This is a genomic window from Microscilla marina ATCC 23134 (genome assembly GCF_000169175.1).
GTDB classification, from domain to species: Bacteria; Bacteroidota; Bacteroidia; order Cytophagales; family Microscillaceae; genus Microscilla; species Microscilla marina.
The window spans coordinates 67,184-86,590 of record NZ_AAWS01000006.1 but is presented as its reverse complement, the minus strand read 5'-3'; the positions used below and the strand labels follow the sequence as shown (position 1 = coordinate 86,590).

15 protein-coding genes are annotated in these 19,407 nt (G+C 39.3%); 5 read left to right on the top strand and 10 right to left on the bottom strand.

What is annotated here, in order from left to right:
• Positions 1–203: 203 nt before the first annotated feature.
• The 9 genes from trxA to M23134_RS06470 all read right to left on the bottom strand — a co-directional run bounded on the left by trxA (position 204) and on the right by M23134_RS06470 (position 10,568).
• A complete protein-coding gene (trxA, locus tag M23134_RS06515; RefSeq protein ID WP_002694721.1) occupies positions 204–524 on the bottom strand; it encodes a thioredoxin in 321 nt (106 codons plus the stop codon).
• A 254-nt stretch (positions 525–778) separates the two neighbouring features.
• Entirely contained in the window at positions 779–2,023 is a 1,245-nt protein-coding gene (locus M23134_RS06510; RefSeq protein ID WP_045113130.1) for a cysteine desulfurase, read from the bottom strand.
• A gap of 306 nt (positions 2,024–2,329) precedes the next feature.
• Complete coding sequence (locus M23134_RS06500) at positions 2,330–4,459, bottom strand: peptidylprolyl isomerase (protein WP_045113128.1); 2,130 nt, start codon at positions 4,457–4,459, stop codon at positions 2,330–2,332.
• 128 nt (positions 4,460–4,587) lie between these two features.
• Positions 4,588–5,916, bottom strand: a complete 1,329-nt coding sequence (locus tag M23134_RS06495; protein ID WP_002694718.1) for a hemolysin family protein — start codon at positions 5,914–5,916, stop codon at positions 4,588–4,590.
• A 3-nt stretch (positions 5,917–5,919) separates the two neighbouring features.
• The gene (locus M23134_RS06490; protein WP_002694717.1) at positions 5,920–6,186 is read right to left on the bottom strand and encodes a hypothetical protein; all 267 of its coding nucleotides are present in this window, start codon (positions 6,184–6,186) and stop codon (positions 5,920–5,922) included.
• Between the two features lie 59 nt (positions 6,187–6,245).
• A complete protein-coding gene (lptC, locus tag M23134_RS06485; protein WP_002694716.1) occupies positions 6,246–6,776 on the bottom strand; it encodes an LPS export ABC transporter periplasmic protein LptC in 531 nt (176 codons plus the stop codon).
• Positions 6,777–7,227: 451 nt separating this feature from the next.
• Complete coding sequence (locus M23134_RS06480) at positions 7,228–8,547, bottom strand: hypothetical protein (RefSeq protein ID WP_157558371.1); 1,320 nt, start codon at positions 8,545–8,547, stop codon at positions 7,228–7,230.
• A 13-nt stretch (positions 8,548–8,560) separates the two neighbouring features.
• Positions 8,561–9,721, bottom strand: coding sequence for a hypothetical protein (locus M23134_RS06475; RefSeq protein WP_157558370.1), 1,161 nt, complete (start codon positions 9,719–9,721; stop codon positions 8,561–8,563).
• A 103-nt stretch (positions 9,722–9,824) separates the two neighbouring features.
• Positions 9,825–10,568 carry a type III pantothenate kinase gene (locus M23134_RS06470; protein WP_002694713.1) on the bottom strand — a complete coding sequence of 248 codons (744 nt, stop codon included), beginning with the start codon at positions 10,566–10,568 and terminating at the stop codon, positions 9,825–9,827.
• A gap of 355 nt (positions 10,569–10,923) precedes the next feature.
• Here M23134_RS06470 and M23134_RS06465 point away from each other — a divergent pair, with 355 nt between their 5' ends.
• The 5 genes from M23134_RS06465 (at position 10,924) to M23134_RS37650 (ending at position 17,292) form a co-directional block, all read left to right on the top strand.
• Positions 10,924–12,153, top strand: a complete 1,230-nt coding sequence (locus M23134_RS06465; RefSeq protein WP_002694712.1) for a Glu/Leu/Phe/Val dehydrogenase dimerization domain-containing protein — start codon at positions 10,924–10,926, stop codon at positions 12,151–12,153.
• A gap of 119 nt (positions 12,154–12,272) precedes the next feature.
• Complete coding sequence (locus tag M23134_RS06460; RefSeq protein WP_045113126.1) at positions 12,273–12,998, top strand: peptidylprolyl isomerase; 726 nt, start codon at positions 12,273–12,275, stop codon at positions 12,996–12,998.
• Positions 12,999–13,299: 301 nt separating this feature from the next.
• Positions 13,300–15,876 carry an ABC transporter permease gene (locus M23134_RS06455; protein ID WP_002694710.1) on the top strand — a complete coding sequence of 859 codons (2,577 nt, stop codon included), beginning with the start codon at positions 13,300–13,302 and terminating at the stop codon, positions 15,874–15,876.
• Between the two features lie 114 nt (positions 15,877–15,990).
• Positions 15,991–16,566, top strand: coding sequence for a CDP-alcohol phosphatidyltransferase family protein (locus M23134_RS06450; RefSeq protein WP_002694709.1), 576 nt, complete (start codon positions 15,991–15,993; stop codon positions 16,564–16,566).
• Between the two features lie 3 nt (positions 16,567–16,569).
• Complete coding sequence (locus tag M23134_RS37650) at positions 16,570–17,292, top strand: phosphatidate cytidylyltransferase (RefSeq protein ID WP_002694708.1); 723 nt, start codon at positions 16,570–16,572, stop codon at positions 17,290–17,292.
• Between the two features lie 208 nt (positions 17,293–17,500).
• On the opposite strand, the gene M23134_RS06440 is transcribed toward M23134_RS37650, so the two are convergent.
• Positions 17,501–19,129, bottom strand: coding sequence for an FMN-binding glutamate synthase family protein (locus tag M23134_RS06440; protein WP_002694707.1), 1,629 nt, complete (start codon positions 19,127–19,129; stop codon positions 17,501–17,503).
• Positions 19,130–19,407 lie beyond the last annotated feature (278 nt).

Below are 19,407 nucleotides of genomic sequence, written 5' to 3'. Positions count from 1 at the left end.
GAAAATTGCTTATTGGAATGGTTATATAATATGGTTTGATAGCTTGTAAAACGACATAAATATGGGGTCTACATTGTTGTTTGTATGCTTCGTGTATGGTATATCACGGATGCTGCCAAAAAGACAGCGTAAAAGTAAAAAAAACGGGTGCTGCCCAGAGGCAACATCCGTTTTAAATAAATGTATAATGAGACCTTGTTTGTTTACAATACGCCATCAAGTTTTTGTGCCAGAGCAGCTTTAGGTACATAACCTACCTGCTTGTCTACAATTTCGCCGTTTTTGAAAAACAATAAAGTGGGAATACTGCGGATACCAAATTTAGCCGAAACATTAGGGTTGCTGTCCACATCTACAGATGCAATGATGGCTTTACCGTCGTATTCGCCAGCCAATTCTTCTACAATAGGACTTAACATTTTACAAGGGCCACACCACTCAGCCCAGAAATCAACTAATACTGGTTTATCAGAGTTTATAACTTCATCGAAGTTTGCGTCGGTGATTGCAAGTGTATTTGCCATGACTATATAAAATTTATGATAATGAAAATTGTTTAGCTTATTTAATTATTTACCACAAATACACAAATAGTGTACAAATGGTTCATTTCAGTGATTTATATGACAACTTGAACATATATTTCTCTTGTCATTACGCTATAATTGTCACTTTTGTTGTTACAATTAGAATATGTGTCAGTTTTTTAACATATCATTAAAAGAATTAGAGTGCTCTTATTGTTTCAATAAACCCATTAAAATTACCCAACCTTTGTTTAGCGAAGCATTTTTAGTGCTTTGTGCAATCCTTTAATTAAGGTATCTACTTCATGTTTGGTATTATACATCGCAAAGGATACCCGTGAAGTGCCCAAAATATTGAAACGGTTCATCAAAGGTTGTGTACAGTGGTGTCCAGTACGTATGGCAATGCCCTCGGTATCGAGCAAAATACCAATATCATTGTGGTGTACCCCCTCTACTATAAATGATATTACACTCACTTTGTTAGCGGCAGTACCTATGATTTTTAACCCTTCTATTTCCTGCAATTGTGCAGAGGCATATTGTAGTAAGTCCTCTTCGTATTGGGCTATTTTTGCTTTGCCAATCGTAGCTATGTAGTCAAGTGCCTGTTTAAAGGCAATGCCATCAGCAATGTTAGGAGTGCCTGCTTCAAACTTATGAGGCAAATCATTGAAAGTGGTTTTTTCAAAGGTAACATCTTTGATCATTTCACCACCACCGTGATAAGGAGGCATTGCTTCAAGCAACTCTTTTTTGCCATATAAGGCACCTATTCCAGTAGGAGCGTATACTTTATGCCCAGAAAATGCATAAAAGTCTGCATTCAAATCTTGTACGTCAATGTTTAAATGTACCGATGCCTGAGCACCATCTACCAATACTTTGGCACCCACTTTATGCGCCATGGCAATCATTTCCTTCACAGGGTTTACGGTTCCCAACGAGTTAGAAGCATGCACAATAGATACAATTTTGGTTTTTTCATTGAGCAGTTTCTCGTACTCATCAATTATAAGCTCGCCCTCATCTGTAATAGGAATTATTTTCAAGTGAGCCCCTTTTTCTTCGCATAATAGCTGCCAGGGAACAATATTGGAGTGATGCTCCATCGTAGAAATAATCACCTCATCGCCTGCCTGAAGTTGTTGCCTGCCAAAAGTAGACGCCACCAAGTTAATTGCTTCAGTTACACCTCTTACAAATACCACTTCTTCTGTAGAAGCTGCGTTTAGAAACTGGCGGACAGTTTCGCGGGTAGCCTCATACTCTTGTGTACCCTTAGAGGCAAGGTAATGAGCCCCCCGGTGAATGTTGGCATTGGTAGTGAGGTAGTAATTATTCAATGCATCTAACACTACCTTGGGTTTTTGCGTGGTAGCCGCATTATCGAGGTATACCAAAGGTTTTCCATTAACTATTTGAGTAAGTAAGGGAAAATCTTCTCTGATTTTATTTATATCAAAGACAGCATTGGTTTCTGTATTTGTGTTCATAATATTCTGATTTTTAAGTGCCTCTGTTTTAAAGCAGTAGCTATATAAGCAACTGTAGGGGCTTTTGTTTTTAGATATTGATTGATTTTCTTGATAAAACAAACTTTATTTAGAATACTTCTATATAAAAAAAGGTTCCCAGGAACTGCAAAAGTACAGAGTAAGTTTGAGAAAACCATTGAATCAAAAAGCTTATAGCCTTTAGTGGGGTTGTTGTTAACAAAAAATGCCACCCAACATATTGTCAGATGGCATTCTAGTAGGAAGATTTTTATGAGTTTTGCCTAGCTGTTTGATTACAGACTATTAATAAAACTTATAACGTTGATCTTCAATATCTGATAACTCTCTCACTGCCTGGTCTATATAAAAACGAGCAAGGCTTTGCGCACGAGTAAGTAATTCTTTTTGTTGTTTAGAGTAATCTTTGATTTCACCAGCAGGGGTAACCTTGGTTACTTCAAACATAAATACGCCAGTTTGGTCACCAACCGGCTTAGACACCGCCCCTTTAGTAGTACCAAAGGCATATCCAACTGCCAGAGGGTTAAAACCCGCTCCCTGGATAGAGCTATTGTCATAACTTGCGTTGTTCATTGTTTTTACCTGAGCCAACGAGCCGTACGATTTAGCAATAGATTCGAGGTTAGCACCTTTGGCTGCTTTTAGTTTTTCTAAAATTTGTGCCTTTTTCTTTTCTTGGCGAACCTTGTTGGTCAAAGCCTCACGATTTGCTTCAACACTCAACTCATCTTTTTCTGTAGCCCCAGTCAAAGCAGCTATGATGTATACATTTTGATCAGACAATTCAACAGGTTTGAATATCTCCCCTACTTTTGTCTCATCTTTGAACGCCCATCTGATAATTTCACGAGCCCCTTGATAGCTTCCCAGGTTAGTAGCTGAAGGTTGTAGCTTAGGTGCGGTATTTTTGATCAATTTAGGATTTTTCGCTGCATTGGCTCTCAACTCCTCCAATGTTTTACTGTTATTTACCAGCTTATCAGTAGTTTTGAAAGCCTCATCAATCGTGCTTTTGCCTGGTAATAACGTTTTCTTGATAGTGGCTACTTTGTACAGCTTATTAGTACTAGGGTGTACCACTTTAATGATGTGATACCCGTACGCTGATTTTACTACTTTTGGAATAACACCTATTTTGTCAGTGCCTTTGATAGCCTCACTAAATGGCTTTACGAAAGTCTTTAAGTTTGACCAACCCAAAGCGCCTCCTTTGCCTTTAGTACCATCTGTATTGTAGGTATTTGCTTGATTTTCAAAATCACCAGGATTATCCAGTAATTTTTTAAGAATACCTTCCGCTTTTCTACGTGCGCTATCCTGCTCACTTTGTTTCATTGTAGAGTCAGCCTTAATCAAAAGGTTAGAAACATTGGCGTAATAGTTTGCTGTGTCAGCCTTAGTATCGCTGATTTTGTAGATAGTGTAAGTGTTTTTATTATTCAATGGACCTACTACTGCGCCCTTGGTAAGCGTAGGTACAGTTTCCCATATTTCTTTAGGGAGTTTAGTTGGGTCTTGGAAATTCATGTTAGGAGGGTCATCAGAATTGATGACAGCAAAAGCAGAATCGTTTTCAGCCTTTGCGAAGTCTTTAGCTGTCTGACGAATCAAGTTGGCAAACTTGGTGCTGTCTTCTGGTGAAGGGTCTATTGAAAGTGCATAATACTCAAGAGAACGTGTTTCTTGTGACTTGTATTCGTCAGCGTGATCTCTCATATAAGCTTCCAGTTCAGCGTCAGTTACTTTTACAGTTGAGTCAGCTACACTACTATAGGGTACATACAAAAACTTAAAGTCTCCTTTAGTGTTTTTGTTAGTGTAGTCACGTTTGGCTTCTGCCTTGGTAATATAGGTAGAGAACTGTAGTAAACTAGTGTATTTTTTTTGCAGGCGATCTTTACGAATTCCTTCTCTCAGTTGATTTCTCTGAGGAGCAGGTATGTTAGTCCAGTAACTTCCAGCCATTTGAGGGCTGTATTTACCCGTAGAGTCTTTAAAAGTACGAGTAAGTTGTTGAATTACTTGAGACTGAGAGTCACGCATTAATGAGTCACCCTGCAATATTTCTTTAATCTCTTGTGGAGTTACAGTTATGCCTAGTTCTTCAAATTGTGGTTGGTAAGCTTTTTCAAATATAAAATCGCCCCACACCTGCTCACGAATACTATTTCGTGTTTGATCATTAATAGGGTATCCCTGTCTCTGGTACTGAGCTTCTACAAAACTTACACGGTTGTTAAAGCCCTGGTATGAAACACGTTCACCCTGAATGTGCCCCACAGTCATACTTTCAGGACCACCGCCCTGCAACATTTTACCAAATAAATCTGTAAGAATAAAAGCTGCAATCGCCAGTGCAATCACTAGCACAGCCAACCCAGATCGCCTTCTAATTGAATTAATGATAGCCATCTTCCTATATGCTTCGTTAAAAATTAAACAAAAAATATTGTGTCATTCACAGTAGGTTTTTTAGGATTCCGCAAAGATACGGATTCATGTGGAATGCTCGACATAGAATCATAGAAATATTGGGAATATTAGGAATTTCGGGAAACTTTTAGGGGGCTTTTTCGTTTTTTAGACTTACTTTTATTTTTTTGCAACGACACCTTTACTGTGTCTATACGTGCACGATCTTGTATACTTAAGATGGTGAAAACAAAAGGAGGGTAGTGTAAAACCTGGTTAGGTTTTGGTATATCTTCGTTAAGATGTAGTATTAGTCCGCCCAATGTGTCATATTCATCTTCAGGCAAATCCCAATCATATCTATCGTTTAAGTAGTCTATTTCGTGGCGGGCACTCAAAATAAAGTTATTCTCATCAATTTTTTTCTCTACCCATACTTCTTTATCGTGTTCATCTTGTATCTCACCAAAAATCTCTTCTATTACATCTTCTATAGTCACAATACCTGAAGTTCCACCAAATTCATCAAAAATAAGTGCGATGCTTTTGTGTTCTGCTATAAACTGTGCCAGCAACTCCTGGGCAGGCATACTTTCGGGTACACTAATAATAGGAGTGATGATAGAGGCAATGTTTTCTGGTTTTTTAAACAAGTCAAGTGAGTGGCAGTATCCTATGATTGCATCAATATTTTCTTGGTACACCAAAATTTTAGAGTGCCCTGAGTCCTCAAATGCTTTACGCAACTTAATCAAAGTATTGTTCTCTTCTACTGCTACAATCTCGGTACGGGGTACCATACACTCCCTTACTTTTATATCTCGGAACTCAAGGGCTGCCGAAAATATTTTGGGGTCTATTTCAGGGCTTTCGCTTGCCTCGTTGGTGTTAGGGGCTATATTGCTTACATACTTGTCAAGGTCTACCAGGTTGTATACTGCCCGGTCTTCAGAGTAATCAAGCCTGAAAACGTTGATAATGACAAACTTTGAAAAATTAACCATTAGGTATACAAACGGAAACAACAGATAATAAAGCAGTGACATAGGGATTGAGAGGAATGTCAACAGGCGGGTAGGGTTAATCAAAAAGATAGACTTAGGAAGAAATTCAGCCGTAATGAGTACAATAATAGTAGATAAGATAGTTTGGATAAATAATATATTGAACTCATTATTAATGCTTGGGGGCAAGTAGGCAAGCAACAGTGGATCTAAAATTTCGGCCATGTAAATGCCATATACTACCAGTGTGACAGTATTACCCACTAATAAAGCAGCTATAAAGTAAGAAGATTTGTCAATAAAACGCGCCAGTAATCGTTCAGGAAGTTTGCCTTTTTGGCTTTGTAGCTCAATATGCAATTTATCGGCAGACACAAAAGCTATTTCGGTACCTGAGAAAAGGGCTGATAGCACCAGCGAAATAAGAACACCAATCGTTTGGTATAATTCCATGGATTATTTTCGGCGTTTTTTCTTTTTAGTATAGTTTGAGTTGGACGCGTCTTTTTTGGGCTTTGTGCCAGTGGTTTTGTTAGGTGTTTGCTCTGCTACTGCAGCTTTTTCCTTTCGTTTTAATTTACGTGCTTGGTAGCTAAATAAGCAAATGATTGAAAACATAAAAATCCAGTAACTTTCTTTTCCCTGGCCTGCAAAAACCTGATTGATGCCTATCACCAAAAAGCCAACAGATGCAGATAATAGAATAGAATCAACTAATTTCATTTCTTAATAAGTGTTTTCGACTATAAAGTAACTTCTTTTTTGGTGCTTTATACAACAAACTATTGTTTTACTGTAATAATTCCTTTGGGTTGTCCTATCTGGTAGCGCTTCAAGTCTTGCTGTGCCTCTATGCCTTTGCCAGCCAATTTGTCTTTAGGGCTGGTTATTTTGATAGGAGCAGAGGTATAAAATATTTTTTTGGTGGTATTCCAATGCAAGGTATCAGACAACAATGACTTGTTTTCCAACAAATTTGTAACCACAACATTGCCTACAGCTGTCCAGAGTTTTTCTTTTTTGGAGTAAAAAGCAGAGTCTGCCACCAACCTGCCATTATTTTGCAATTGGGCATCATAAAAATTTACTGTCAAACCTTTTGGGAATACTCGATCTTCATTCTTGTATTCTTGTTGCAAAGGAGTTCTAAGGTTAACCTTTACTTTACCCGAATCGCTGTAAAAAGCATTGACATTGGTAATTTCTATCAAAGGTCCTTTGTACTGAGAAGCTTTTCTAGTAGTGTCTTTGGTTTCGCAGGCAATTAGTCCAAGTATAGAGCATAATATGACGAATACAAAAGAATATCGCATGAATGATATAAGTGAGTGTTGTTGTGATGATTGTTAGTAGGTAGCCTCTACAGCCTCAAGCTTTTAGCGACAAGCTTCAAGCTTGAGGTCGCTCTTCAAGCCTATTACCGATTTTATAGAGCGCTAAAAATCAGCGGTTTATGAAGTCGGTAGATAGAAGTCCTTACAGAGGCAAGCCTCAAGTTTTTAGATACCAATGCATATCGGTGCTTCAAGCGACAAATGCCCCCTGCTTAACTGCGTAGAGCTCACCATAGCAAGCTATAGGTTCAGTTTACAAGCATATAGATTTTATAGTACATTGATTTTTAACAATTTATAAAATCCTTAGATGGAAGTTTAAAACACAGTATTTACTAATTTTAAACATACACTAAATGGAAAAACGTGGGAACCTAAATAAAGAGATTCCCACGTTTTTTGTTTATAATGTTGATAGGAGCCTGGCCAACTATTGACCTACAATAGTTACAGTTTCTCCGATCCAGCAACCTACATTTACAGCTTTACCCGACATAGAGTGGGTAAATACCTCTTCTTTGGTTGGGAAATACTGTCTTGCTTTTGCCATGCCGCCACTGTTGCCAGCTTTCTGGAACATGTTATAAGCTGCAATGTATACAGCCTTGGCGTGACAAGGGTTTTTAGGGTTGGTGCCATTACAGCTTTTACCGCTTGCCATATACATATAAGCTACCATGTTGTAAGCTTTGCCTGCAATAGATGGGTTAAGTTTGGCCGCAGTATAAGCATTTTTACGAGCAGCTCCATAAGCGCCCATGCCTCTTTGCATACCAGCCAATTGTAAATAACCATCTGCTTTTTTCTGATCAGTATCAGCTAGTTCAATGGCTTTTTCCAAATACCCTTTCGATTTTTGTTTATCATCACGATAAGCATTTACCAGGTTCATAGCACGGCCATAAGTAGGCTTTTTCTTGAAAAGCTTCTCTGCTAACTCCAGAAACAAAGGCTTCTTAGTACAACGTTCTTCGCCTTCTTTAGCGTTTTTACTTGCCTGAATCATACGAGCCAATACTTGCTCAATCATTTTTACATTTTCAGGGTCTGCTTTGTACTTAGGTACATAAAATTTGTATACAAAGTCGCAGTTCATAGTAATAACACTTGCCAGGTGAGCATTGAGTGCTTGCTGGGCTTTGTCCCACTTTGCTCCAGAGTTCGCCTCTGCTATCTTAGTCAACTGCTCGTGTAGGTTAAGTACCTCATCTTCGGTCAGCTGATTGGCTTTTTTCTTGGCAGCAGCAATACCCATATAATGAGACACTACATTGGCGTCTGTCTTGTTGCCATTTAGTTTTACAATCTTTGCATATAGTTTATACAAATCTTCTGTACGACGACCAGTCCAGTAATAAGGAGCGTAATAAGCTTTATAAGCCAACACTTTCGCTTCATTGCCAAAATACTTGATGCGTTGGTCATACAAATCCATGGCTTTGTCCTGATACTTTACTTTGTTGGCTTTATCAGTAGCTTTTTTTGCCAACCCATGGTATACCTGTATTCCTTTAATGTATACATTTTTGTGTAACTGTGGGTGATTTGCCAACAACCACTCTAGGGCAGGCAAGGCTGTCTCGTAGTTTTTTTGGCTGGCATTGTCACCTAATACTATAAATTTCTCTCTTACTTCTGAAGGCCAATCATTAGGGTTACCACCTTTAATGCCTTTGGTAGGTTGTGCTTGGGCGTTTGTAAGACTAACAAACAACGCCATAAATACAAATAAGAATAGTGAACGTTTCATCGTGTTTTAAATTTTAATCAATTTTAGGTTTAACAAACCATCTATCATTAAGTGTAGCTCCCAAATGGATGCGTACGTATCTTTCCTGAACTAATCCATCAGATATACGGCCTTGTTGTCCTAGTACCACCGAAAGATTTAATAATGATCGGTTTTTTTGTACAGGTAACGAAACTCCAAAGCTAATCGACATATCTTGGACCTGTTCAGGATTGATGGGGTTTTGTTTATATTTAAATCCAGCCCTGTAAGTCACCCTCTTCCAATAATTGTTTAAGCTGCTTACGTTGGGGGTATACTCACCTCCTATTGCTACTCCGTAAATATTGCTTAAGTTGGTAGTAGAATTATTTACTTTAAAAGCTGACCAGTTTTCGAGTATCACATCTGCGCCTAATTGCCACCGGTAAGCTCTTTCTATACTTGCGCCGAAGCGCAAACGGTTAGGCATGTCAATGCTGGTTGCCTGGTTATTAGTAAGTGTATCTTGAACTAAGATGATGTCATTATCATTGCGACGGTCAAAAGACACAAAACGTTTGGCGTTAAGGTTTGTAGCCATGCTAAAGGTGCCTCCCAGGTTTAAAAACAGGTTTTTGCCCAGGTTTTGTTGGAACGACACGCCTGGTTCCAGTAATAAATCGTTTACACGAGTACGGTTAAAATAAGTAACAGTAGTACGTAGAGGGCTTGAACCTAAAAATAGCTCAGATGAGGACTCATTGATGATAGAACCAAACAACCAGTTAACCTTTAAGCCAATAAAAAGTTTTTTGAATATAGCCACACTATTAGTAATAAAAATAGAGTTCACACCCCCTTCGCCTTTTTGAGTCAAATCAGTAGAAAAATCGGAATTAGCTATATTAATACGTGATCTTGACTCATAATTAATGGTACTATAAGGAGTAAGTCCTATGCCTGTTGCCCATACCTTGCCTATAGGAAAAGAGAGTGCAAGGTAGTTGTAACTACCTCCAACATCTTGTTGGGAGTCATTGGTGTTTTTTAATGTTTTGATTTGTCCCAATACTCCTGCTTCAAAAACAGTCAGGCGGTTGCGGGCAAGTAGTGCAGGGTTTATGTTGTTATATATATTGAGCAAGCTTATAGAGTTGTTGCTAACGCCTACCCCTCCCATACCTGCTTGGTGAGAAAATGTGGAACCGAGCATTTCGCCAATACCCACTTGCGAATATGGAGAGTTACCAAAGTTCTGAGCGTAACTAACATGAAATAGTCCGCTTAAACATAGAATCAAAAATAATCTATGAAATTTACGACTTGAGTTTGTTTTCAACATTGTAGATTAATATTCTGTTCAACCCGATGAGTATCAAATTGGAGGCTACAAATATGGACTCTTTTATTTTTGATTCAAAAAAAGCAGCATCTCCCCCACATAAAATCGGCGCAAAATTACCAAAATTTTCACTATAACCTGCTATTACCCCTTCTATTTCGGCAACCAACCCATTTATTACCCCACTAAGTATCGCTTTTGGAGTGTTGGTACCTACCAGTGCTGGTCGTGTTGTTGACGCCTCTATCAGTGGTAAACGATCGGTATAATGGTGAAGGGCTTTAAAACGCATTTGTAAACCTAATGAAATACTTCCACCAAAATAATTGTCTTGTTGATCTATGAAATCATAAGTAATACAAGTGCCTGCATCTATTACCAAACAACTGTCCTGCGGGTAGAGCACCCTGGCACCCACAACACCTGCTATGCGGTCAGTACCTAAAGTGTGAGGGGTTTCATAATGGTTTATCATTGGTACTGGCAAAATACTATCCAGCACCATCACCTCACTGTATTGCTTGAGTTGATCAAGCAAACCGTCAAGATTACTTCTTACCGAAGAGATAATAATATGATGGGGTTGCTCTTTTTGTACCAGGTGTAAAATTGATTTTTCAGACAATTGTTCATGGTACTCAAGCATTTTTTGTTGCCTAAAAAAGGCGGCTTTTCCCGTTGTATTGCCTAGATCAATACACAAGTTCAGTGGATGCATTACGCGATTTTTTGTTAAGGCTTTGGTTGTATAAATAAATAGGAAGAATAAAATATTGATAATTTGGAATATTGGCTTTATTAGAAGAAGAATATTTGCCAATAAAAAAAGTGTGTGATTATCAACGTTTTATGCATGTATAATTACAAAGTTTTCCTATAAATTTGCACATTGCTTTTTATGATTGCAAAAATAACATATATCTGTGGTCTTTACGCAGTCCAATGTTTTTTTGTCTCCTTTGGGTATGTAAGAAGCAGAACATTTTAAAATATATAGAAGTGGTAATGGTCAAAAAACCTTCTATATTTACTGACATATTTATAATTTAACCTCTAAAAACACAAGAAGTAAAATGAAGGATCTTTTAGCAAAATTTGAAAATAAACGCCCGGAAATTGTATTTGAGTGGCAGGATTCAGAAACAGAAGCTGAAGGTTGGGTGGTTATCAATTCATTGCGTAATGGCGCTGCTGGTGGAGGTACCCGCATGCGAAAGGGGTTGAATAAGCGAGAGGTTGAGTCGCTTGCTAAAACAATGGAAGTAAAGTTTACGGTTTCTGGTCCCCCCATAGGAGGAGCAAAATCAGGAATTAACTTTGATCCTAACGATCCGCGAAAGCATGGTGTATTGGAACGCTGGTATAAAGCAGTAATTCCATTGCTAAAAAATTATTATGGTACTGGTGGCGATTTGAATGTGGATGAAATAAATGAGGTAATTCCCATTACTGAAGAATATGGCTTATGGCACCCACAAGAAGGCGTAGTAAATGGGCACTACCATGCCAATGAGCCCCAAAAAATTAAAAAAATTGGTCAATTACGTCAGGGTGTTTCTAAAGTCATAGAAAACCAAAATTATATTCCTTCCAATGCTGCCCACAAATATGTAGTGGCTGATATGATTACAGGTTATGGAGTAGCAGAAGCTGTAAAACACTATTATAATATTTGGGGTGGCGATTTTGTTGGTAAACGTGCCATTATCCAAGGCTGGGGTAATGTAGGTGCTGCTGCTGCCGTATACCTTGCCAATATGGGAGTAAAAATAGTAGGCATTATTGATCGTGTGGGTGGTTTGTTAAACCCAGATGGCTTTAGTTTTGAAGAGATAAAAACACTGTTTGTAAACAAGAATGGCAATAAACTGGTGGCGGATAAACTGGTTCCTTTTGACGAGGCTAACCAAAAAGTATGGAGCATGGGTGCCGAAATCTTTATTCCAGCGGCAGCTTCTCGTTTGGTAACCAAAGCGCAGGTAGAGCAAATGATTGCTGCCAATTTGGAAGTGGTTTCGGCAGGTGCCAATGTGCCTTTTGCCGACGAAGAAATCTTCTTTGGACCTATCAGCGATTTTGCCGATACTCAGGTGGCTATTATTCCTGATTTTATTGCCAACTGTGGTATGGCCAGGGTATTTGGTTACTTGATGTCAGGCGAGGTAGAACTCAGTGATGAGGGAATTTTTTCCGATACATCTGAGATCATCAAAGAGGCTTTGGCAAAAGTACAGGCGGCTCACCCCAGTACTAAAAACATTGCAAAAGCAGCTTTCAAAATAGCCCTAGAGCAATTGGTATAAGTTACCAAAATAGTATATAACGATAAGCAGTCAATTTTCTGAGTGATTCACCTTGGAATGTATTGACTGCTTATTTTATTTTGTATAATTTACCCCAAAAACTAATCGATAGCAGAAAAATGAAAAAAAAGTACTTTTTTATCCAAGTTGTCTTGCTGATACTTTTGAGTTTTGGTAGTTTGAAGCTCCAGGCGCAAAGCCGTAAATCGTCTAAAGATTACTTGGTACAGATTACCACTTCGTTTGGCAATATGTATCTGGTACTGTATGATGATACCCCAAAACATAAGAATAATTTTATAAAGCTTGTCAAGAAAAAGTTTTATAAAGATTTATTATTTCATCGTATTATCAAAGGGTTTATGATTCAAGGTGGAGACCCTGATTCGCGCAATGCTCCCAAGGGTAAAATGTTAGGAATGGGGGGCTCAGACATGGCAAAGATTGAGGCGGAGTTCAGGTCTGAGCATATACACAAAAAAGGTGCGTTGGCAGCAGCACGTGATGGTAATCCTAAAAAGGCTTCTAATGCTTGTCAGTTTTATATAGTACATGGCAGACCTGTAACAGGTAAAGAGTTGAACGCCATTGAACTTCGTAAAGGTATAAAATATACCCCGAAGCAACGAGAAGCCTATACCACCTTAGGTGGTTTTCCTCCGCTAGATCAAAATTATACTGTATTTGGTGAAGTAGTGAAAGGTTTTGAGGTAATAGATAAAATAGCCCAACAAGAAAAAGATCGGGCAAACCGTCCTTATAAGGATATAAAAATGGATATTAAGGTGCGAAAAATGCGCAAGAAGAAAATTACCCGAAAGTTTGGGTATAAATACAATCAATAAGTAGACTTTTTCGGACTGGGAAAAGTACAATAAATATTATTGAATATAGCCATAAGGGCAGTTATTCAAAACACAGGTGAGTCGTTTTGAATAACTGCTTTTTTTATGTCTTCTATTTTCTGTGATAGTTCAAAGTAAGTAATAGCTTCACCATTTTCTTTTTCTTTGGGTGGGTTACATGTCCTTGGATCGTAAGCAGGCAGGTGATGTTAAAACTTTCAAAAGATTGTCACTTTTGTATATACAGTGTTGCATAAATGCCAGCAAAACGACTATATTTCGTCAAAGCACTGATATAACTATGAATCAACCAACAATAAAAAAAAATGCTTATAACTTCAGGTGGCTCTTACAAATGGCGTGGCGCGACAGCCGACGTAACCTGTCGCGTTTGTTGCTATTTACTGCTTCCATCATTTTGGGTATAGCTGCTTTGGTGGCCATCAACTCTTTTGGCAACAACATGCGTGCTTCTATTGACTCCCAGTCTAAAGATTTATTAGGGGCTGACTTGGTCATTAGTAGTTCACAATCTATTGATAAAAAAACGCAGGTAAAACAGTTGATTGACTCGTTAGCAGCCCTGGGCGAAGTGTCAGAAGAGGTTGCTTTTCTATCTATGATTTATCTGCCCAAAAGTCAAGGCAGTCGCTTGGTACGTGTGCGAGCACTTAAAGGCAACTACCCATTTTATGGTAAAATTGAAACTCTGCCTGTGTCTGCTGCTCAGACCTACTCAAGCCAACAACAAGCAATTGTAGACAACACTATTATGACCCAATACAGTGCAAAAGTGGGTGACTCGATACGCATTGGCAGATTGACGTTTATGGTAGCTGGGAGCATCTTTCAGATTCCAGGGCAAAGCGAACTAAGCACTACTGCTGTGCCGATTGTATACTTTCCTTTGAAATACTTGTCTCAAACCAATTTAATAAAAAAAGGAAGTCGTATCAATTATCGGTATTATTTCAAACTCCCTCCCTCGGTCAATTTAGAGCAACTTGAGACGCGTGTTAAACCTTTGCTGCAGCAAGAAAGCCTTCGTTTTGAGACGGTTGCTGACCGTAAGCAAAGAGTAGGGCGGGTATTTGAGAACTTATCAGAGTTTTTTAATTTGGTGGCTTTTGTTGCTTTGCTTTTAGGTTGTTTAGGGGTGGCTAGTTCTGTACATGTGTATATCAAAGGCAAACTTAAAACGGTGGCGGTTTTACGTTGTTTGGGCTTAAGCGGCAACCAGGCATTTACCATTTATTTGTTGCAAATTGCATTGATGGGGTTTGCCGGAGCTTTTATTGGTACTTGTCTGGGGGTGTTGGTTCAAGTGATATTACCAGAGGTATTCAGTGATTTTTTGGTGGTTGATGTAACGATGAGTATTTCGTTCACTGCTGTATGGCAAGGTTTACTAACAGGCGTTGTAGTAGCAGTCTTATTTGGTTTGTTACCCCTGTTGAGTATTAGAAAAATCTCTCCTTTGCGAACTTTACGGGCTTCGGTAGAAGAAAAAAAGTCCAGCTTTGACCCACTTCGTTGGCTGGTAATACTGTTGATTGTACTGTTTATTTTTGGGTTTGTCTATTTTCAGTTGCAACGTATTACTCCCGCAATTTCTTTTACGATTGCCTTGCTTCTGGCTTTTTTGTTACTCAATGGATTAGGACGTACCGTAATGTGGTTGGTACGCAGGTTTTTTCCTGTATCCTGGAGTTATCTTTGGCGCCAAAGCTTGGCCAATTTATATCGCCCCAACAATCAAACCCTCATTTTATTGGTGTCTATAGGTTTGGGTACCGCCTTGATTACTACTTTGTATTTTACTCAAGGTTTGCTTATCAATCGGGTGGCACGTTCTGGTATCGAGGGGCAACCCAATATGGTGTTGTTCGATATTCAAAACAAAGACAAAGACGCAGTGGCAGGTATTGTGCGCAAGTTTAACTTAAAAGTACAACAGCAAATGCCTGTAGTTACTATGCGTATTGCCAAAATCAATGGTAGAAGTAGAAAAGCTTTGTTAGACGATAAACAAAGAAAAATACCACGTTGGACTTTATACCGCGAATACCGGGTAACGTATCGCGATACCATCAATACTGAACTGGAGAAAGTATCAAAGGGTACCTGGCAGGGTCAAGTAACTGGTGCCAACGCTCCTATTTATATATCAGTAGACGAGCAGCATGCTACACGAATGGAGCTGTCTATTGGCGACAAGATCACCTTTAATGTACAAGGATTAATGGTGCCTACTATTGTGGGGAGCTTTAGGCAAATTAAATGGGGCAGTTTCTCTCCAAACTTTTTGCTGTTGTTTCCAACAGGAGTATTAGAAGAAGCTCCCCAGTTTCATGTAATGATGATGCGGGTGCCCAATACCAGTGTATCGGGCAGGTTTCAAAAAGCCCTCGTAGAAAAGTACCCTGGCATTTCTGTCATAGACCTGGGGTTGGTAGTCAAAACCATTGACGGTGTATTGGGACAAGTCGCTTTTGTCATTCAGTTTATGGCATTATTTAGCATTCTTACTGGTTTAGTAGTGTTGGTAGGGTCGGTCATTATCAGTCGTTTTCAGCGGGTACAAGAAAGTGTCCTTTTGCGTACGCTGGGTGCCAGTCGTCGTCAAATTCTTTGGATCAATGTGTTAGAGTACTTCTTTTTGGGTAGTCTGGCTTCCTTGTCGGGTATTGTACTTGCGGTGCTTAGCACCTATGCTTTGGCACACTTTGCCTTTAAAGTACCATTCTATATCCACTACTGGTCTACCTTTGCGATCTACTTTATCATTACTGCTGTCACTATTATGATTGGCATGCTCAATAGCCGTGGAGTATTAAACAAGCCACCGTTAGAGGTATTACGAAACGAGCATGCCTAGGAGCCAAGAAACGGCAAGTAATTAGCGATCAGCTACAAGTAATACATAGTAGGCTACATTTAATATTGCTGGGCACTTCACTAAAGTAAAACATCACATAATTTGATATGAAACATGGCACAAAACTCCCAAGAACCAACATGGACAATTCCTAATATACTTTCGTTGTATCGTTTGCTGGTTTTTCCTTTGATCCTTTATTTTATTGCGAGTCAACAAGAACAACTCTTTGTGGTTTTTATTGCCATCAGTCTCATTACCGATATTCTGGATGGAGCCATCGCCCGTGGGTTTAATATGCAAACCAAATTAGGAGCAAAGCTTGACTCCTGGGCAGATTTAGGTGTATTTGCCTTGGCTTTTTTTGCAGTGTATCAGTTTCGGATGGCAGATATCAAAGGCTTATATTGGCTTTTTATTTTGTACCTGTTTTGCTGGTTTTTGGCCTATTTGGTAGTGTTTGTTAAATTCAAAGGCTTGATAGGTTTACATACTTATATGTTTAAAGTGACGGGTTATTTGCAAGGCATATTTATGTTTGTGTGGTTTGTTTTTGGATTTCAAACTTGGCTGTGTTACCTGGCGCTGGGTTGGGGTACCCTTGCCTGCATCGAAGAAATTATCATTATTCTTATTATTCCTGAGCCTCGTTCCAATGTAAAGGGCTTGTACTGGGTCTTAAAAAATTAATCAATGCATCCTGTATTTTACTACCTTATGCCCTACATGCTCATTGGCATAGTAGGCATGGCGCTGGGCAACCGCAAAGTACCGCCCCAAGAACAACAGCAACGTTGGGTAAAACTTGTCAGTTACCTTTGCATCATTGTAGGAGTCAAAATATGTATTTTGGCAGAGGGCTACTGGTTTGTAGCTTTTGCCATATTGCTTATACTCACTATTTTGGTTGAAGTGGTAAAAGTAGCATTACAAAACCCCTTGCCATTTGCTGCCTATGGGCAAATAGGGTTGTTATACCTCTTACTTGTCACAGGTTTTTTATCGTTTGCCTTTCGACTACCTTCCGCAGTTATTCTTACTGGTTATTTTGTAGTGGTTACATTTGATGGTTTTAGCCAGATATCAGGACAACTTTTTGGCAAGACTCCCTTTTTTACCCACATTAGCCCCGCCAAAACCCGTGAAGGTTTTATAGGAGGAGCTTGTTTTGGTTTGACTGCTGCTTTGCTTGCCAAAACCTGGCTTGACTATGCCTGGTGGCAAGCCCTTGCTACTGGTCTGGCAAGTGTGGTATTGGCTCTTACGGGCGATTTGGCAGCTTCTTACTACAAACGACTACACCATGTCAAAGATTTCGGGAAAGTGTTACCAGGGCAAGGGGGCATCACCGATCGATTTGATAGCTTTTTATGGGTAGGGGCAGGGTACGGCTACTTTGGTTGGTTGTTTATGTAAGCAAACATAAAAAAGCCCTGACTTGATTTGCCAGGGCTACTTTAGTTATACTTTTTTGTAAGTCTTGATTTCAGATGACTTAGCCTTTTCAGCTAATTTTAAATCAAATTCTAACTAACAAACTTATAATGCATTGAAAATAAATGTATTACAAGTTTGTTAGTTGCCTATGAGCTCAACGTAAATACGAGCGGGCGATGGATTATCGTTAATGCGTTGCCTTTACTTTGGTTAAAGCTTCGACACTGGTGATATTTTTACCCAAACCACCCAAGTGAGGACAATCCAATAGTGATTGCATGCCTTTAAACTCTACAGGAGTTTTGGTATAGCCATAATTATCGGCAAGGGTTTGAGTACTACGACTAGCGCCCATTCCCACCTCTATATCATGCATCGTAATCTGACAAGGGTGTTCGTAGCCGCAAGCATGAGATATTTGTAATACTTCTTTGCGGAAAGCAGTCATATAATTATGAAAACGTACCGATTTGAAAGTAGGGTCAAGCCCTGAAGACAACCACTTGTTTTGGGTAGCTACCCCTGCCGGACATTTGTTAGTATGGCATACTTGTGCCTGAATACAACCAATGGCCATCATAGGTTCGCGTGCCATCTGAATAAGGTCAGCGCCCATAGCCATTGCCATTAAGGCTTTGGCTGGAAAGCCCAAACGACCAGAGGCAACAAATACAACCCTATCGGTAAGTCCTCGCTCTAAGAATATTTGATATACACTGGTAAAAGCAAAAGCAAAAGGTAAGGATACATGATCGGCAAAAGAGTGAGGAGCAGCACCCGTCCCTCCTTCACCACCGTCAATGGTAATAAAATCTGGACCTTTCCCTCTTTGAACCATCAAATCGGCTAATTCTTCCCACATTTTGAGTTGCCCTACCGCAGATTTAAACCCTACAGGCAATCCTGTGTTTTCGGCAACATCTTCTATAAAGTCTAACATTTCGGGCACGTTGGTAAAAGCTGTGTGTGAGGCAGGCGACAGTATGTCTTTGCCCATTGGAAGCCCACGTATTTCGGCAATTTCTTTGGTAATTTTAGACGCCGGTAAAATCCCCCCCTTGCCTGGCTTGGCACCTTGCGAGAGTTTGATTTCCACAGCTCTTATAAAAGAGTTTTTCTCTACCAGCTCTACCAATTTGTCCATCGAGAAATTACCGTCTTTGTTGCGTACCCCATAATAACCTGTACCAAAATGAAACATAACATCACTGCCGTGGCTGTGGTAAGGCGACAAGCTTCCTTCTCCTGTGTTATGATAACAACCACTGGTGTGGGCGCCTCGGTTCAGGGCTGTCACGGCATTTCGCGAAAGCGAACCAAAACTCATGGCCGAAATGTTGCCTAATGAATAAGGACGAAAAGGTCTTTTGCGTTGGTTGTACTCTCCCATGACTTTGGCGCAAGGCAAAAAATGAGGGTCTTTCAGGTTAGGGTGGTTTTCGGGGAGCTGGTAGGCAAACATGGCAGGGTTGATAAATACATGACCAGGAGCATAAATATCTTTATCGGTTCCAAAACCTTCGTAGTTATTTTGTTTCTTCGATGAAGCATACACCCAAGAGCGTTGACTTCGGTTAAAGGGGAGTTCTTCGCGGTTACTTGCCACAATGTACTGCCTTAACTCTGGACCTATTGACTCAAGCAAATAACGTAAACGACCTACCACCGGAAAGTTGTGTTTGATGGTTTGGCGTTTGTTCAAAATATCTCTGATTGCCAGGTAGATGATCCAGATAGGTATGAGGACAAAAAGTATTGCCAGAAACTCAACCTCTAGAAACTCTAACTCAGTAATAAACTCTTTAAATCGCTGCATTTGTTATTGTAGATTTGACAAATAATAGTGAAAAGATTGTTTGGTGATGTATAGGCATAGCAGACATGTATTGTACCAAATGCCTGTTTGGTATGAATAAAAGGAATTTTATATATTATATACTTATTCCTGGGAAATATTACCTGCTACTACCCGTTAACTATGACTAAACCAAATGTATACACTGTTGGTTTGATTGGCTTAAAATACAGATAAATAATTGGTGTTGAAAGGTTTGAACATATAAAAACCTCTGCCTTTTAGTTTTATACTGTTTC

What these genes read in the sequence shown, in the direction of transcription:
- trxA (WP_002694721.1), bottom strand. Translation starts at nt 524, where the DNA reads ATGGCAAATACACTTGCAATCACCGACGCAAACTTCGATGAAGTTATA.
- lptC (WP_002694716.1), bottom strand. Translation starts at nt 6,776, where the DNA reads ATGCGATATTCTTTTGTATTCGTCATATTATGCTCTATACTTGGACTA.
- M23134_RS06470 (WP_002694713.1), bottom strand. Translation starts at nt 10,568, where the DNA reads ATGCATCCACTGAACTTGTGTATTGATCTAGGCAATACAACGGGAAAA.
- M23134_RS06475 (WP_157558370.1), bottom strand. Translation starts at nt 9,721, where the DNA reads ATGCTCGGTTCCACATTTTCTCACCAAGCAGGTATGGGAGGGGTAGGC.
- M23134_RS06495 (WP_002694718.1), bottom strand. Translation starts at nt 5,916, where the DNA reads ATGGAATTATACCAAACGATTGGTGTTCTTATTTCGCTGGTGCTATCA.
- M23134_RS06500 (WP_045113128.1), bottom strand. Translation starts at nt 4,459, where the DNA reads ATGGCTATCATTAATTCAATTAGAAGGCGATCTGGGTTGGCTGTGCTA.
- M23134_RS06455 (WP_002694710.1), top strand. Translation starts at nt 13,300, where the DNA reads ATGAATCAACCAACAATAAAAAAAAATGCTTATAACTTCAGGTGGCTC.
- M23134_RS06450 (WP_002694709.1), top strand. Translation starts at nt 15,991, where the DNA reads ATGGCACAAAACTCCCAAGAACCAACATGGACAATTCCTAATATACTT.
- M23134_RS37650 (WP_002694708.1), top strand. Translation starts at nt 16,570, where the DNA reads ATGCATCCTGTATTTTACTACCTTATGCCCTACATGCTCATTGGCATA.
- M23134_RS06465 (WP_002694712.1), top strand. Translation starts at nt 10,924, where the DNA reads ATGAAGGATCTTTTAGCAAAATTTGAAAATAAACGCCCGGAAATTGTA.
- M23134_RS06510 (WP_045113130.1), bottom strand. Translation starts at nt 2,023, where the DNA reads ATGAACACAAATACAGAAACCAATGCTGTCTTTGATATAAATAAAATC.
- M23134_RS06490 (WP_002694717.1), bottom strand. Translation starts at nt 6,186, where the DNA reads ATGAAATTAGTTGATTCTATTCTATTATCTGCATCTGTTGGCTTTTTG.
- M23134_RS06460 (WP_045113126.1), top strand. Translation starts at nt 12,273, where the DNA reads ATGAAAAAAAAGTACTTTTTTATCCAAGTTGTCTTGCTGATACTTTTG.
- M23134_RS06440 (WP_002694707.1), bottom strand. Translation starts at nt 19,129, where the DNA reads ATGCAGCGATTTAAAGAGTTTATTACTGAGTTAGAGTTTCTAGAGGTT.
- M23134_RS06480 (WP_157558371.1), bottom strand. Translation starts at nt 8,547, where the DNA reads ATGAAACGTTCACTATTCTTATTTGTATTTATGGCGTTGTTTGTTAGT.